The organism is Burkholderiales bacterium (genome assembly GCA_035560005.1).
Classification (GTDB): domain Bacteria; phylum Pseudomonadota; class Gammaproteobacteria; order Burkholderiales; family Eutrophovitaceae; genus DASRFY01.
In genome coordinates this window covers 1-14,653 of the sequence record DATMAN010000068.1, presented here as the reverse complement: position 1 = coordinate 14,653, position 14,653 = coordinate 1, and the positions used below count along the sequence as shown (strand labels likewise).

Here is a 14,653-nt window from a genome sequence, read left to right as displayed (position 1 = left end):
TAGACAACCCGGGACCGTTTGTGGAGCGCGCCGGGCAATGCGTCGCGTGTAGAATTCCCGTTTTTCCGTGCTGGAGGCGATATGCCCATACGCGCAGCGATCAACGGGTACGGCCGCATCGGCCGCAACATTCTTCGCGCCCACTACGAAGCCGGCAAGAAGCACGCGCTGGAGATCGTCGCGATCAACGATCTCGGCGATGCGCAGATCAACGCCCATCTCACGCGTTACGACACCGCGCACGGGAAGTTTCCAGGCAGTGTGGCCGTGGACGGCGATTACCTGATTGTCAACGGCGATCGCATCCGGGTGTGCGCGCAGAAGAATCCCGCGGACCTGCCCTGGAAGGAACTGGGCGTGGACCTGGTGCTCGAGTGCACCGGCCTGTTCACGAGCAAGGCCAAGGCGAGCGCGCATATCTCGGCGGGCGCGAAGAAAGTCATCATTTCCGCGCCCGGGGAGAAGGACGTCGACGCCACCGTGGTCTATGGCGTGAACCACGGCACGCTCAAGGCCTCGCATACCGTCATCTCCAACGCTTCCTGCACCACCAACTGCCTGGCGCCGCTGGCGAAGGCCCTCAACGACCGCATCGGCATCGCCAGCGGTCTGATGACGACCATCCACGCCTATACCAACGATCAGGTGCTCACCGATGTCTATCACAAGGACCTGCGCCGGGCGCGTTCGGCCACGATGTCGATGATTCCCACCAAGACCGGAGCGGCGGCGGCGGTGGGTCTGGTGCTGCCGGAACTCAACGGCAGGCTCGATGGTTTCGCGATCCGTGTACCGACCATCAACGTCTCGATCGTGGATCTGTCTTTCGTCGCCAAACGCGCGACTTCGGTCGAGGAAGTGAACCGGGCCGTCAGGGACGCATCGGAGTCCGACCTGAAGGGCATTCTCGAGTACAGCAAGGAGCCGCTGGTGTCGATCGACTTCAATCACAATCCGGCCTCCTCGATTTTCGACGCGACGTTGACCAAAGTCTCCGATGGCGCGCTGGTGAAGGTCTGCTCGTGGTACGACAACGAGTGGGGCTTCTCCAACCGCATGCTCGACGTGGCGGTCGCTCTGATGAACGCGAAGTAGGATTCGCGCGGCGCTGTCGCCGCGCCCAGCCAGGCGCCACACCGATGCCCATCCTGCGAATGACCGACCTCGACCTGCGCGGCAAGCGAGTGTTCATCCGTGCCGATCTGAACGTGCCGCTGGACGACGCGGGCAGGATCGCCGATGACACGCGCATTCGCGCCGCGCTTCCCGGCATCCGGCATGCGCTGGACGCGGGCGCGGCGGTGATGGTGACCTCGCATCTGGGCCGTCCCACCGAGGGCGTATTGCGCCCCGAGGATTCACTGGCGCCGGTCGCCGCGCGCCTCTCCGAGTTGCTCGGCCTGCCGGTGCCGCTCAAGACCGAGTGGGTGGAGGGCGTGCAGGTCGAGCCCGGCCAGGTCGTGCTGCTGGAGAATTGCCGGGTCAACAAGGGCGAAAAGAAGAACGACGAGGCGCTCGCCCGGAAGATGGCCAGGCTGTGCGACGTCTATGTCAACGACGCCTTCGCCACGGCGCACCGCGCCGAAGCCACCACCCACGGCATCGCCAAATATGCGCCGGTGGCCTGCGCCGGTCCGCTGATGATCGCCGAGATCGACGCGCTCACGCAGGCCCTGTCCTCTCCGAAGCGCCCGCTGATCGCCATCGTGGCCGGTGCCAAGGTCTCGACCAAGCTCACCATCCTGAGCGAGCTGGCCAGGAAGGTGGATCATCTGATCGTCGGCGGCGGGATCGCCAACACGTTTCTACTGGCCAAGGGATGGAAGATCGGCAGGTCGCTGGCAGAGCCCGAGCTGGTGGCCGAGGCGCGCAAGGTCATGGAAGCCGTCGCGGCCAACGGCGGCAACGTGCCATTGCCGGTGGATGTGGTATGCGCGAAGGAGCTGTCCGCGACCGCGCAGGCTACTGTGAAGGACGTCAAGGACGTGGCCGACGACGACCGGATCCTCGACATCGGACCCCGGAGCGCGAAGCAGCTCGCCGAGATGCTCTCGGGCGCGGGGACCATCGTGTGGAACGGTCCGGTCGGCGTTTTCGAGTACGAGCAGTTCTCCGCCGGCACCCGGACGCTGGCTGCCGCGATCGCCAACTCGCAAGCGTTCTCGATCGCCGGAGGCGGCGACACGGTCGCGGCGATCGCCAAGTTCGGGATCGCGGATCGCATCGGCTACATCTCCACCGCGGGCGGCGCTTTCCTCGAGTTCCTCGAGGGCAAGAAGCTGCCGGCGATCGAGATCCTCGAGCAGCGCGGGGGCTGATTGTCCCCCCTGCAGACACAAGGAAAAGCGCACGCCGCGCCCTCTCCTGGTCAGTCTGGCTGGACATGCAACGAAGCACGAAAATCGTAGCCACGCTCGGCCCCGCCTCCGGCGATCGCGACGTGCTCGCCCGGATGATCGCGGCAGGCGTGGACGTGGTGCGCATGAACTTTTCCCACGGCACGCGCGAGGAACACCTGGCACGCGCGCAAACGGTGCGCGAAGTGGCACGCTCGCTGGAGCGCACGGTCGGCATCATGTGCGACCTGCAGGGTCCCAAGATCCGCATCGGCCGTTTCAGGAACGGGCGCATCCAGCTGTCCAGGGGTGAGGTCTTCATCCTGGACGCGCGTTGCGAGGAAGGCGACCAGGAGCGCGTCGGTCTGGATTACAAGGAACTTACGCGCGACGTGCGAAGCGGCGACGTGCTGTTGCTCGACGACGGCAGGATCGTGCTTGACGTGCAGAAGGTGGCCGGCGAGGAAATCGTCACCACCGTGCGCGTGGGCGGCGAGTTGTCCAACAACAAGGGCATCAACCGGCAGGGGGGCGGACTCACCGCGCCGGCGCTCACCGCGAAGGACATGGAAGACATCAAGACCGCGGTGGCCATGAAGACCGACTTCGTGGCGGTGTCCTTCCCGAAGAGCGGCGCCGACATGTACATGGCGCGCGAGCTGATGCGCGCCGCCGGAGGCAGCGCGATGCTGATCGCCAAGATGGAACGCGCCGAAGCGATCAACGCGCTGGAGGATCTGCTCGCCGCCTGCGACGGCATCATGGTCGCGCGCGGCGATCTCGCGGTGGAGGTCGGCGATGCCGCGGTGCCGGCGCTGCAGAAGCGCATGATTCGCACGGCACGCGAGCGCAACAAGCTCACGATCACCGCGACCCAGATGATGGAGTCCATGATCTCCAGCCCGGTGCCGACCCGTGCCGAGGTCTCCGACGTCGCCAACGCCGTGCTCGATGGCACCGACGCGGTCATGCTTTCCGCCGAAACCGCCACCGGAAAATACCCGGTGGAAACGGTAGAGGCGATGGCGCGCATCTGTCTGGAGGCGGAGAAGTCGGCGGAAGTGACGCTGGACCGGGATTTTCTGAATCGCGTGTTCACACGCATCGACCAGTCGATCGCGATGGCGGCGCTGTTCACCGCCTACCATCTGAAGGTCAAGGCGATCGCCGCGCTCACACAGTCCGGATCCACGGCGCTATGGATCTCGCGTCTGAATGCCGGGGTGCCGATCTACGCGCTCACCCCCGAGGTCTCGACGCGCTACCGGATGAGCCTGTTCCGCGACGTCTTCCCCTTCATGATCGGCTATCAGGGCCACGACCGCGATCAGTTGCTGCAGGAGGCCGAAGAGCAGCTGGTCAAGAACGGTGTGGTCCAGGAAGGCGACCTGATCGTGATCACGTTCGGCGAGCCGATCGGCGCGCCGGGCGGAACCAACACCATGAAGATCGTGAAGGTCGGCGAGCATCGCCGGCCCTGAGCAAATAGCAAATGGCGCCGGCACTGATCCGACATCTTGGCCTGCGCGCCGCGGCCTTCGTGCGCGGCGGCTGCGTGGTTCTCCCGCGGCCGGCGCAGCGCGGAGTGCGTTGACCATGGCCTGGCTCATGCTTTTGCTCGCCGGATTGCTGGAGATCGTCTGGGCGGTGGGCCTGAAGTACACCGACGGCTTTACGCGGCTGTGGCCCAGTGCGATCACCGTGGTGGCGATGATTCTCAGCGTGGTGTTTCTCGCCCTGGCGCTGCGCGAGATTCCGGTGGGTACCGGCTACGCGGTGTGGACCGGCATCGGTGCGGTCGGTGCGGCGGTGCTGGGCATCGTGCTGTTCAACGAGTCGAAGGAGCTGGCGCGGCTGTTGTGCATTGCCCTCATCGTCGCCGGCATCGTCGGACTCAAGCTCACGTCGCCCCACTGAACCATGGCGCGCGCCATCCGCAGCCCCAAGCCCCTCGTTGGCGTCGTGATGGGCAGCCACAGCGACTGGAAGGTCATGCAGCACGCGGCGGCGGTGCTGCGCGAGTTCGGCGTGCCCTTCGAGGCGCGCGTGCTGTCCGCGCACCGCACGCCCGACGAGATGTTTCGGTACGCCGAGCAGGCAGCGCGCCGCGGGCTGCGCGCGATCATCGCCGGCGCGGGCGGCGCCGCGCATCTACCCGGCATGCTCGCTTCGAAGACCGTGCTGCCGGTGCTCGGGGTGCCGGTCACTTCGCGCGCGCTCAAGGGGCTGGACTCGCTGCTGTCGATTGCGCAGATGCCCAGAGGCGTGCCGGTCGGCACGTTCGCGGTGGGCGAGCCCGGCGCCGCCAACGCCGCGCTGTTCGCGGTCGCGATGCTCGCCGTGTACGACGCGGGCCTTGCGCGCAAGCTGGCGGCGTTCCGGGCCCGCCAGCGCGCCAAGGTGCGGGCGATGAAGTTGCCGAAGGCGGTCGGTCGATGATCGCACCCGGCGCCTGGCTCGGACTGCTCGGCGGCGGGCAGCTCGGCCGCATGTTCACCATGGCCGCGCAGAGCATGGGCTACAAGGTCGCGGTGCTCGATCCCGGCGCGCACAGCCCCGCGGGCAGCGTGGCCGACCTGCACATTGCGGCGGATTATCTGGACCCTTCCGCGCTCGCCGACCTCGGCAGGCGCTGCGCGGCCGCCACCACGGAGTTCGAGAACGTGCCGGCCGAGAGCCTGCGCACGCTCGCGGCGAGCTGCGTGGTGAGCCCGGGGGCCGACAGCGTGTCGATCGCGCAGGACCGGATCCGCGAAAAGACCTTTCTGCGCGACAGCGGGTTCGACGTCGCGCCGTTCGCGGTCGTGCGCAGCGAATCGGATCTGACCGCTCCCGGTATCGACGCCCTGCTGCCGGGGGTGCTCAAGGTCAGCCGCTTCGGCTACGACGGCAAGGGCCAGATCCGTGTGGCAGGCCGCGGCGAACTTCCCGGCGCATTCGCGCGGCTTCAGCGCGAGCCGTGCGTGCTGGAGCGCTTGCTGGCGCTGGACAAGGAGGTCAGCGTGATCGTCGCGCGCGGATTCGACGGCACGGTGAGAACCTGGCCTGTGGCGGAGAACCGCCACGCCAACGGCATCCTCGACGTTTCGATCGTCCCGGCCCGCATCGCGCCGCAACTGGCGCAAGAGGCGCGCGCGGTGGCGATCCGCGTGGCCGAGCGGCTCGACTACCGGGGCGTGCTGTGCGTCGAATTCTTCGTGCCGGCGCACGGCGCGTTGCTGGTCAACGAGATCGCACCCCGTCCGCACAACAGCGGGCATTACTCGATCGACGCCTGCGTGACTTCGCAATTCGAGCAGCAGGTCCGGGTGCTCTGCGGGCTGCCGCTCGGCGACACCGCGATGCACTGCCCGGCGGTGATGGTGAACCTGCTGGGCGAGCTGTGGGCGGCCGGCGAGCCGCGCTGGGAGCACGTACTGCGCCATCCGCGGGCGAAGCTGCATCTGTACGGCAAGCAGGAAGCCAGGCCGGGGCGCAAGATGGGTCACTTCACGGTGCTCGACGAGGATCTCGAAAGGGCGCTCGGGCTGGCGATCGAGATCAAATCGCTGCTCGTCTGCGACGCGGCGGCGCCCGGCCCGGGTGGACCGCGCCAGGTGCAGCGCGCATGAACGACCGCCCCCTTCTCGAAGTGCGCCTGAAGTCCCTGCCTTTCCTGCATCGAGGAAAGGTGCGCGATCTCTTCGCGGTTGGCGAGGACAAGCTGCTCGTGGTGCAGACCGACCGACTCTCCGCGTTCGACGTCGTGCTGCCCACGCCGGTACCCGGCAAGGGCCGCGTCCTCACCGCGCTGTCGTTGTTCTGGTTCCGCAAGCTCGCGCACGTGCTGCCCAACCATCTGCTGGACATCGCCCCAGAGTCGGTCGTGGCCGCGGAGGAGCGCGATCTGGTTGCGGGCCGCGCCATGGTCGTGCGCAGACTCAGACCGCTGCCCGTCGAGGCCATCGTGCGCGGTTATCTCGCCGGATCCGGCTGGAAGGAATACCAGAAGACCGGATCGATCTGCGGCATCGCCCTGCCGCCCGGCTTGCGCGAGGCGGAAAAACTGCCCCAGCCGATTTTTACCCCGTCCACCAAAGCCGCCGCCGGCACCCACGACGAGAACATCGCCTTCCGGGAGGTCGAAAGCGCAATCGGCAAGACGCTCGCCGCTCAGGTGCGCGACAAGGCGCTCGCGCTCTATGGCGAGGCCGCGGAGTATGCCGCCGGGCGCGGCATCATCATCGCCGACACCAAGTTCGAGTTCGGGCTCGATGCCGCCGGGACGCTCTTCCTGATCGACGAAGCGCTCACGCCCGACTCGTCGCGATTCTGGCCGCGATCGCAATACCGCGTCGGCGCGAGCCCGCCGTCGTTCGACAAGCAGTTCGTGCGTGACTGGCTGGAAGCGCAGCACTGGAACAAGAAACCGCCGGCTCCCGCACTGCCGCCCGACATCCTCGCCAGGACCGCCGCCAAGTACGAAGAGGCCTTGCGGCTGCTGACCTCGTGATCCGGCAAGTCAACCGCAGAAACACGGAAGCGCGGACAGATTCAGGAGCCGGAAGCGAATGCGGGAGCGCTCTCGGTTTCTCGGCTCTCGCCGCTGTTCTATAGTTGCCCTGCATTCTTTCACTCTCCGTGGCACAAAGCGCTTGGTAACCGACGAGGAGATCGAGAAAGCGGCTGCCATCCTGCGGGCCGGGGGCCTGGTGGCCTTTCCGACCGAGACCGTATACGGATTGGGCGCCGACGCCTCGAACGCGGCGGCGGTCAGGAAGATCTTCGCCGCGAAAGGCCGGCCCGCCGATCATCCGCTCATCGTTCACCTCGCGGACATGAGCGCGCTCAAGCACTGGGCCGCCGACGTTCCACGCGGCGCCTGGCTGCTGGCGGAAAAGTTCTGGCCGGGTCCGCTCACCCTGATCCTGAAGCGCGCCGCCCATGTGTCGGAGGTCGTCACCGGCGGGCAGAACACGATCGGCCTGCGCGTGCCCGCGCACCCGGTGGCGCAACGCCTGCTCAAGGCCTTCGGCGGGGGGGTCGCCGCGCCTTCCGCGAACAAGTTCGGGCGCCTGAGTCCGACCACGGCGCAGCACGTACACGAAGATCTCGGCGCCGCGGTGGACATGATTCTCGATGGCGGCGCGTGCCCGGTAGGCATCGAGTCCACGATCGTGGATCTGTCGGGCGCGCAGCCCGCGATCCTGCGTCCGGGGCGCGTCAGCGCCAAGCAGATCGAGGACGCGTTGCTGGTCCAGGTGCGCGCGCCGGGCGCTGGGGCGCCCCGGGCGCCCGGCACCTTGCCCTCGCACTACGCACCCAGAACGCCGCTCAGGCTGGTCGATCCCGAGGACCTCGAGAACTTCCTGCGCAAGGAGGGCGGGCGCTCACCCGTAGCCGTGCTGGCACGGCGCGGCCGGCCGCGCGACACGCGCGCGGCGCTCTGGCAGGTCGCGCCGGAATCGCCCGAGGAATATGCGCAACATCTCTATGCCCTGCTGCGGCGGCTCGACAGCGCCAGTTGCCCGCTCATCGTGGTGGAATTGCCTCCCGACCTGCCGGAGTGGGCGGCGGTGCGCGACCGCCTGGTTCGCGCCGCGCTGCCGGACTCGGGGGCGCAGCGCTCCGCTGTCGGCACGTAGCGACACGAGCGGTTGTCCGCTTCTTGCTTTCGATCCCGTCCGGGATCGCCCGGCGTCGCCCCCTCAGCGCGGTCGAAAGCGAAATCGACCGATCCCGGCGCGGTCCGCGCGGTGCGACTTTCTCGCGGTCCGTGCGTTCATCGGCAGTGGAGCAAACAGCGGATGTCGAACATGAAGACTTTGGCTGCGGTCGGAGCGGCCGCTTTCTTGATGCTTGCCGGACCCTCGGCGGCGGACGAGGACCCGCGCTACTACTTCCAGACCAGCCTGCTGACCCGGCACTTCGAGCCCAAACCCGAGCACAACAACCAGCAGGGCCTGCTCAACGTCGAGCGCTACTGGGACGAAGGCTTGCTGATCGGCGGCGCCTACTTCCGCAATTCGTTCAACCAGCCGGCGCAATACGTCTACGTCGGCAAGCGCTACACGCTGCCGTATACGCGTGAGGCGTTCTACGCCAAGATCACCGCCGGCCTGCTGCACGGATACAAGGACGAGTACCAGGATCGAATCCCGCTGAACGGCTACGGCGTGGCCCCGGCCGTCCTGCCGGCGCTCGGCTTTCGCGGCAAGACGCTGGGCGGCGAGCTCATCATCTTCGGGACCGCGGGGGCGATGCTGACGATCGGCTTCGGTTTCTAGCGCTCCGGCCGCGCCCCGTCCCTCAGGCGTCTGAACTCGTCCTCGCCCAGCGGGCGGGATTCCTTCACCCGCAGGCTCTCCAGCCATTCTGCGGCGAAATCGCGCTGTACCCAATAGTTCAGTGCCGCAGTGACCAGCATCGCCGCGAGCGCGCCGCTGCTGGCCAGAGCCATGTCCTTGTGCGCGTCCCAGACATCGCCCTGGGTGCCCAGAAAGGCCTGACCCAGTTCGCCACCGAAGGCAGCCGCCGCGCCCCACTCGATCAGCTCGTAGAGCAGCGACGTGCTCATCGTGATGTCGAGCGGAAAGAAGTAGCCCCAGAATCCGCGCAGCATCGCCACCCGCAGAAAGACCTCGCGGATCGGGTAGGCGAGCAGCAATCCGTAGGAGAAATGCACCACGCGGTCGAAGTTGTTACGCTCCCAGCCGAGCACCTCGTTCAGGCTGCGCCCGCTGATCGCCTCGAACCAGCGATCGTAAGGTACCAGCGAATAGGTGTAGTGCGCGCCGATCAGATGCAGCGACAGGAAGACGAAGATCAGGAAATAGGAAACGCGCGACAGCGTGAGCCGGCGGTAGGTGGCGTACAGGAAGCCGACGAAGAGCACGACCAGAACGTTTTCCAGCAGCCAGTCCTTGCGGTCCTGAGGCGCGAGCGCGAGGATCGCGAACTCCGCCGCCAGCAACGCGCTGAGCAGGTACAGGAACCGCCGGTGTGGGAGCTTCAGCAGCAACGCGCGCGCACGCTGGCGGAGAAGCAGTTCGCCACGGTCGTGACGGAACCGCGCCCGGACTGCTCGGGACTGATCGCCACGCGCCGGTCCTCCGCGTCTTCCAGCGCGCCGATCGCGCCCATCGTTTCCGCCACCGACAGCGCGACCACCGTGCGATTGCGCCGCAGCCAGCGCGGCATCGATCAGCTCCGCCCGGAAGCCGTCGCCGGGGCCTGCGGCTGGGTCGCGGCCGGCGCAGCGCCGAGGTAATCGAGCGCGGCCGCCACGCCTTCCCGGCGAATCGGCACGCCGGCAATCGTGAGCCCCATCTCCACGCCGCACAGCGTTCCCGCCAGCATCAGCTCGTTGAAGTCGCCCAGGTGCCCGATGCGAAACACCTTCCCAGCCAGCTTGCCGAGGCCGGCGCCGAGCGACAGGTCATAGCGCTCGAGCGCGATCTCGCGCAGCCGGTCGGCATCGTGGCCGGGCGGCATCAGGATTGCCGTGACCGAGTGGCTGTATTCCTCCGCATCGACGCACAGGATCTCCAGCCCCCACCCGCGCACCGCGCGACGGGTGGCTTCCGCCAGCCGCGCATGGCGGGCGAACACACGGTCCAGCCCTTCCTCGAGCAGCATGGCGATCGCTTCCTTGAGCCCGTAGAGCAGATTGGTCGCCGGGGTGTAGGGAAAGAAGCCGTTGCGGTTGCTGGCCAGCATCTCGTCCCAGCTCCAGTACGCGCGCGGCAGCTTCGCCGACTTCGACGCCGCGAGCGCACGCTCGCTCGTCGCATTGAACGAAAGCCCGGGCGGCAGCATCAGCCCCTTCTGCGAGCCGCCCACCGCGACGTCCACGCCCCACTCGTCGTGTCGGTAGTCGATGCAGGCCAGTGAGGAGATGGTGTCCACCATGAACAGCGCCGGATGTCCCGCGCGGTCGATGGCCTTCCGCACCTCGGCGACGCGGCTTGTCACACCGGTCGAAGTTTCGTTGTGGACCACGCAGACCGCCTTGATCGCGTGCGCCCGGTCCTGCGCGAGCCTGGCTTCGATCGCCGCCGGATCGGCACCGCGTCGCCAGTCTCCCGGCAGGAAGTCGACCTGCAGCCCGAGGCGGATCGCGAGCCTCATCCACAGGGTGGCGAAATGGCCGGTCTCCGCCATCAGCACGCGGTCGCCGGGCGAGAGCGTGTTGACCAGCGCGGCTTCCCAGGCGCCGGTGCCCGAGGCCGCATAGACGATGACCGGGTGGCGCGTCCTGAAGATCTGCTTGAGGCCGTCGAGCACTTCATGGGCGAGTCGCGCGAACTCGGGCCCGCGGTGATCGATCGTCGGCCGGTCGATGGCCCGCAGGATGCGGTCCGGAACATTGGTCGGGCCGGGGATCTGGAGGAAGTGGCGTCCGCGGCGGCTGCTCATGGACCGGTCGAGGCTGGAGAAATGGCGCCGAGCCTAGTCGAAACCGCGGCACTCCTCAAGCCGGTGGCGCCGATCGCGTCGGGTATCATGGCTGCGTGTCCGCCTCGAGTTCCAGGCAGTGAACGCTCCGACCGTGCCGGTGCGAAGCACCCTCCGGTCCGCCGCGCACCCGCTCGCCGCCAGGCTGCGCCGACACGTCGACGGCGAGGTGCTGTTCGACGCTTTTTCCCGCGGCCGCTACAGCACCGACGCTTCGATCTACCAGATCGAGCCGGTCGGCGTGGTCGTTCCCCGCAGCGAAGAAGCCGCGCGCGCGGCGCTGCAGATCGCCGTGGAGGAAGGTGTCCCGGTCCTGCCGCGTGGCGCCGGCACCTCGCAGTGCGGCCAGACGGTCGGTGCCGCCCTGGTCATCGATTGCTCCAAGTACCTGGACCGCCTCGTCAACCTCGACATCGAGCGGCGCGAGGCGATCGTGCAACCCGGCCTGGTGCTCGACCGGCTCAATGCGCAACTGCGCCGCGACCGTCTCTGGTTTCCGGTCGACGTGTCCACTTCCGCGCAGGCCACGGTGGGCGGCATGGCGGGGAACAACTCCTGCGGCGCCCGCTCGATTCGCTACGGCAACATGGTGCACAACGTGCAGGCCATCGAAGCCTGGCTGCCCGACGGCGAGTTGTATCGCTTCGGTCCCAGCGAAGAGGTTGCCTGCGGGCCGCCCCGCTACCGCGCGCTGGTGGAGAAGATCCACGCGGTGGTGCGGCGCGAGGCCGAGGAGATCGCGCGGCGCTGGCCGACCGTGCTGCGCCGAGTGCAGGGATACAACCTCGACATGGTCCAGCCGCACCGCGCGCACAATCTGGCGCACCTCCTGGTCGGCTCGGAAGGCACACTCGCCTTGACGCGCCGGCTCGCGCTCAAGCTCGCCCCGTTGCCGGCGCACAAGGTCCTTGGCGTGGTGCACTTCCCGAGCTTCCGGCGGGCCATGGAATGCACCCCGCACATCGTGAAGCTGGATCCGGACGCGGTCGAACTCGTCGACCGCACGATGCTCGGGCTCGCGCGCGACATCGCGGCCTTCCGCCCGGCCGTCGAGCGTTTCATCCGCGGCGAGCCCGAGGCGATCCTGCTGGTCGAATTCGCGGGCGAGGAGCGGCCGACATTGCTCTCCCGGCTGAAACGGCTCACCGAATTGATGGCAGACCTCGGCCTTCCGGCAGCCGTGGTCGAAATCACCGAAGCGGGGCTGCAGCGCGATGTCTGGGAAGTGCGCAAGGCGGGCTTGAACATCATGATGTCGATGAAGGGAGACGGCAAGCCGGTGTCATTCATCGAGGACTGTGCCGTGCCGCTGGAGCATCTGGCCGAGTACACCGAGCGGCTCAGCAGGGTCTTCGAGAAGCACGGCACCACCGGCACCTGGTATGCCCACGCCTCGGTCGGCACGCTGCACGTACGCCCCGTTCTGGACATGCGCCGCGACGGTGCGCAGAAGATGCGTGCGATCGCGGAAGAAGCCTGCGCCCTGGTGCGCGAGTTCAAGGGCGCCTATTCCGGCGAGCACGGCGACGGGCTGGTGCGTTCCGAGTGGATCGAACCCATCCTCGGCAGCCGGCTCACGGCGGCGCTCGCCGAGGTGAAGCGCCTGTTCGATCCGCGCGGGCTGATGAATCCGGGAAAGATCGTCGCACCGCCACGCATGGACGAGCGCACGCTCTTTCGCTACCGGCCCGGCTATCACGTCCCGCCACTGCGCACCGCGCTCGACTGGTCGGAATGGGGCGGATTCGGGCCAGCGGTGGAGATGTGCAACAACAACGGTCACTGCCGCAAGTTCGACGCCGGTACGATGTGCCCCTCCTATCGCGTCACGCGCGACGAACAGGACTTGACGCGCGGCCGGGCGAACACCCTGCGACTCGCGCTCTCCGGCCAGCTCGGCCGGGAGGCGCTCACCTCGCAGGCCATGGCGCAGACCATGGCGTTGTGCGTGAGCTGCAAAGGCTGCCGGCGCGAATGTCCCACCGGAGTCGACATGGCGCGCATGAAGATCGAATTTCTTCACCAGTACGTGCAGCGGCGCGGCGCGAGCGCGCGCCAGAAACTGATCGCCTTCCTGCCCCGCTACGCGCCGGCGCTCTCCCGGCTGGCGCCGATTCTCAATCTCGGCGCCGCCATCCCGGGCATGGCCTGGCTTCTGGACAAGACTCTCGGCTTGAGTCGCCATCGTCGGCTGCCGACCTGGAGCCTGCGGCCCTTTTCGTCGCCCTCGATGAGGGTCTCCAGCGGCGAGAGCGCCGGGCCGGAGGTGGTCCTGTTCGCGGACACCTTCAACCGCTACTTCGAGCCCGAGAACCTGCACGACGCCATCGCGGTGCTGCGGGCGGGCGGCTGCACGGTGCGGGTCGCGCAACCGAAGGACGCCGGACGCCCGCTGTGCTGTGGACGGACTTTCCTGGCTGCCGGGTTCGTGGATGAGGCGCGCGCGGAGGCGCGCAGGATGATCGAGGCGCTGCGCCCGGACGTGCTGCGCGGGCGCGCGATCGTGGGACTCGAACCGTCGTGCCTGCTGACCCTGCGCGACGAGTATCGGGTGCTCGGGCTGCCGCGGGGCGATGTCGATGGGCTCGCGGCGCGCGCTTTGCTGCTCGAGGAATTCATCGCGCGCGAAGCGCGCGCGGGTTCCTTCGCTGCCCCCTTCGGTCGGCTCGAACGATTGGCGCTGCTGCACGGGCATTGCCACCAGAAGGCCTTCGATACGATGGGCGCGGTGCGCGAGACCCTGGCACTGGTTCCCGGGCTGCAAGTGCGGGAAATCGAATCGAGCTGCTGCGGGATGGCGGGCAGTTTCGGCTTCGAGGCCGAGCATTTCGCCATCAGCCGCAAGATGGCCGAGGCGGCGCTGCTGCCGGCGGTACGCGCGGCGCCCGAGGCGCTGCTCGTTGCCGACGGCACCAGTTGCCGGCATCAGATACGCGACGGCGCCGGTCGACCCGCATGGCACGTCGCGCGCGTGCTGCGCCGGGCGCTCGATGGGGGTGCGGCTTGAAATTGCAGTGGCGGCAGGCGCTGGTCTACTTTGTCCCGCTGGCCTGCAACCTCGCGCTCATCGTCTATCTGGCCTGGCAGCTCGGCTATGCATCGCCGATGGAGCGCCACAGCCGATTGCAGATGTTCGCGCTGCTCTACGCCGTCGGCGGCGTGGTGGTCGCCGTATCCGGCGTGGCCGCGTTCCTGCACGCAACGGCACGCGACAAGGGGCCGCGCGCCTACTACGCGCTCGCACTGATCAACATCATCGTGCCGACCGCGCTGCTGCTCTTCATGCTGAAATTCGCCTGAACGCTCGCCCGGGAAGGACGCACATGAAAGTCGATGCGGAACCGAAGTGGAAGTACCACGGCGTTCGCGTCGTGAGAAGCACCGAGCTGGACAGCAACACGCCGCAGACGCCGGGGATGAACCGGGCAGCGGCGATCACTCATGCGCGCACCGGCGCCGAGAAACTGTGGGCCGGCACGGTCCTCATCCACCCGAAGGCCAAGACCGGTGCCCACCATCACGGCCCGGTGGAGAGCGTGATCTACGTGGTGAGCGGCAGGGCGCGCATGCGCTGGGGCGATCGCCTGGAGTTCGTCGCGGAAGCGGGGCCCGGCGACTTCATCTACGTGCCGCCATACGTCCCGCACCAGGAGATCAACGCCTCGCCCGACGAGGAGCTGCAATGCGTCCTGGTCCGGAGCGATGGAGAAGCCGTGGTCGTCAATCTCGACATCGAGCCGGTCGAGCGGCCCGAGACCGTCAAATGGATTGATCCCATCCACAAGGACTGATGCCGTGCGGAGCACCGCCTGGTGTCCAAGCGCGGGACACTGCGGATAGTTAAAATTGGGGAATGGCTTGGGCGATATCGCGTTAACAAT

Annotated in this window: 15 protein-coding genes; 12 read left to right on the top strand and 3 right to left on the bottom strand. The window is 67.7% G+C overall.

The features are described 5' to 3' along the window. Positions 1-81: 81 nt before the first annotated feature. From gap to VNM24_09990, 9 genes are all read left to right on the top strand, one after another. Positions 82-1,095, top strand: a complete 1,014-nt coding sequence (gene gap / locus VNM24_10030; GenBank protein HWQ38931.1) for a type I glyceraldehyde-3-phosphate dehydrogenase — start codon at positions 82-84, stop codon at positions 1,093-1,095. A gap of 44 nt (positions 1,096-1,139) precedes the next feature. Then, on the top strand, positions 1,140-2,318 hold the full coding sequence (locus VNM24_10025) for a phosphoglycerate kinase (GenBank protein HWQ38930.1): 1,179 nt from the start codon (positions 1,140-1,142) through the stop codon (positions 2,316-2,318). Between the two features lie 65 nt (positions 2,319-2,383). Next, on the top strand, positions 2,384-3,817 hold the full coding sequence (gene pyk / locus VNM24_10020; protein HWQ38929.1) for a pyruvate kinase: 1,434 nt from the start codon (positions 2,384-2,386) through the stop codon (positions 3,815-3,817). A gap of 115 nt (positions 3,818-3,932) precedes the next feature. Further along, positions 3,933-4,253 (top strand): quaternary ammonium compound efflux SMR transporter SugE, encoded by a 321-nt coding sequence (sugE, locus tag VNM24_10015; protein HWQ38928.1) that lies wholly within the window; start codon positions 3,933-3,935, stop codon positions 4,251-4,253. Positions 4,254-4,256: 3 nt separating this feature from the next. Continuing rightward, a complete protein-coding gene (gene purE / locus VNM24_10010; protein ID HWQ38927.1) occupies positions 4,257-4,775 on the top strand; it encodes a 5-(carboxyamino)imidazole ribonucleotide mutase in 519 nt (172 codons plus the stop codon). Continuing rightward, a complete protein-coding gene (locus VNM24_10005; GenBank protein HWQ38926.1) occupies positions 4,772-5,947 on the top strand; it encodes a 5-(carboxyamino)imidazole ribonucleotide synthase in 1,176 nt (391 codons plus the stop codon). Before purE ends, VNM24_10005 begins: the two co-directional genes overlap by 4 nt. Then, complete coding sequence (locus tag VNM24_10000) at positions 5,944-6,828, top strand: phosphoribosylaminoimidazolesuccinocarboxamide synthase (protein HWQ38925.1); 885 nt, start codon at positions 5,944-5,946, stop codon at positions 6,826-6,828. Before VNM24_10005 ends, VNM24_10000 begins: the two co-directional genes overlap by 4 nt. A 142-nt stretch (positions 6,829-6,970) precedes the next feature. Then, positions 6,971-7,960 (top strand): L-threonylcarbamoyladenylate synthase, encoded by a 990-nt coding sequence (locus tag VNM24_09995; protein ID HWQ38924.1) that lies wholly within the window; start codon positions 6,971-6,973, stop codon positions 7,958-7,960. 171 nt (positions 7,961-8,131) lie between these two features. Then, positions 8,132-8,602, top strand: a complete 471-nt coding sequence (locus VNM24_09990) for a sn-glycerol-3-phosphate transporter (GenBank protein ID HWQ38923.1) — start codon at positions 8,132-8,134, stop codon at positions 8,600-8,602. On the opposite strand, the gene VNM24_09985 is transcribed toward VNM24_09990, so the two are convergent. From VNM24_09985 to VNM24_09975, 3 genes are read right to left on the bottom strand one after another with little or no spacing between them, the layout of a single operon-like run. After that, complete coding sequence (locus VNM24_09985; protein HWQ38922.1) at positions 8,599-9,330, bottom strand: DUF2238 domain-containing protein; 732 nt, start codon at positions 9,328-9,330, stop codon at positions 8,599-8,601. The two genes, VNM24_09990 and VNM24_09985, sit on opposite strands and share 4 nt — an antisense overlap. After that, entirely contained in the window at positions 9,327-9,515 is a 189-nt protein-coding gene (locus VNM24_09980; GenBank protein ID HWQ38921.1) for a hypothetical protein, read from the bottom strand. Before VNM24_09980 ends, VNM24_09985 begins: the two co-directional genes overlap by 4 nt. Positions 9,516-9,518: 3 nt before the next feature. Further along, the gene (locus VNM24_09975; GenBank protein HWQ38920.1) at positions 9,519-10,733 is read right to left on the bottom strand and encodes an aminotransferase class V-fold PLP-dependent enzyme; all 1,215 of its coding nucleotides are present in this window, start codon (positions 10,731-10,733) and stop codon (positions 9,519-9,521) included. A gap of 118 nt (positions 10,734-10,851) precedes the next feature. On the opposite strand from VNM24_09975, the gene VNM24_09970 reads away from it, so the two are divergent. From VNM24_09970 to VNM24_09960, 3 genes are read left to right on the top strand one after another with little or no spacing between them, the layout of a single operon-like run. Further along, positions 10,852-13,779, top strand: a complete 2,928-nt coding sequence (locus VNM24_09970; protein HWQ38919.1) for an FAD-linked oxidase C-terminal domain-containing protein — start codon at positions 10,852-10,854, stop codon at positions 13,777-13,779. Beyond that, positions 13,776-14,072 carry a hypothetical protein gene (locus VNM24_09965; protein ID HWQ38918.1) on the top strand — a complete coding sequence of 99 codons (297 nt, stop codon included), beginning with the start codon at positions 13,776-13,778 and terminating at the stop codon, positions 14,070-14,072. The genes VNM24_09970 and VNM24_09965 overlap by 4 nt, the downstream gene beginning before the upstream one ends. A gap of 23 nt (positions 14,073-14,095) precedes the next feature. Continuing rightward, complete coding sequence (locus tag VNM24_09960; protein HWQ38917.1) at positions 14,096-14,563, top strand: cupin domain-containing protein; 468 nt, start codon at positions 14,096-14,098, stop codon at positions 14,561-14,563. Positions 14,564-14,653: the final 90 nt, after the last annotated feature.

Coding starts and splice junctions, on each gene's coding strand:
- gap (HWQ38931.1), top strand. CDS start 82: ATGCCCATACGCGCAGCGATCAACGGGTACGGCCGCATCGGCCGCAAC.
- purE (HWQ38927.1), top strand. CDS start 4,257: ATGGCGCGCGCCATCCGCAGCCCCAAGCCCCTCGTTGGCGTCGTGATG.
- VNM24_09980 (HWQ38921.1), bottom strand. CDS start 9,515: ATGCCGCGCTGGCTGCGGCGCAATCGCACGGTGGTCGCGCTGTCGGTG.
- VNM24_09960 (HWQ38917.1), top strand. CDS start 14,096: ATGAAAGTCGATGCGGAACCGAAGTGGAAGTACCACGGCGTTCGCGTC.
- sugE (HWQ38928.1), top strand. CDS start 3,933: ATGGCCTGGCTCATGCTTTTGCTCGCCGGATTGCTGGAGATCGTCTGG.
- pyk (HWQ38929.1), top strand. CDS start 2,384: ATGCAACGAAGCACGAAAATCGTAGCCACGCTCGGCCCCGCCTCCGGC.
- VNM24_10000 (HWQ38925.1), top strand. CDS start 5,944: ATGAACGACCGCCCCCTTCTCGAAGTGCGCCTGAAGTCCCTGCCTTTC.
- VNM24_10005 (HWQ38926.1), top strand. CDS start 4,772: ATGATCGCACCCGGCGCCTGGCTCGGACTGCTCGGCGGCGGGCAGCTC.
- VNM24_09990 (HWQ38923.1), top strand. CDS start 8,132: ATGAAGACTTTGGCTGCGGTCGGAGCGGCCGCTTTCTTGATGCTTGCC.
- VNM24_10025 (HWQ38930.1), top strand. CDS start 1,140: ATGCCCATCCTGCGAATGACCGACCTCGACCTGCGCGGCAAGCGAGTG.
- VNM24_09975 (HWQ38920.1), bottom strand. CDS start 10,733: ATGAGCAGCCGCCGCGGACGCCACTTCCTCCAGATCCCCGGCCCGACC.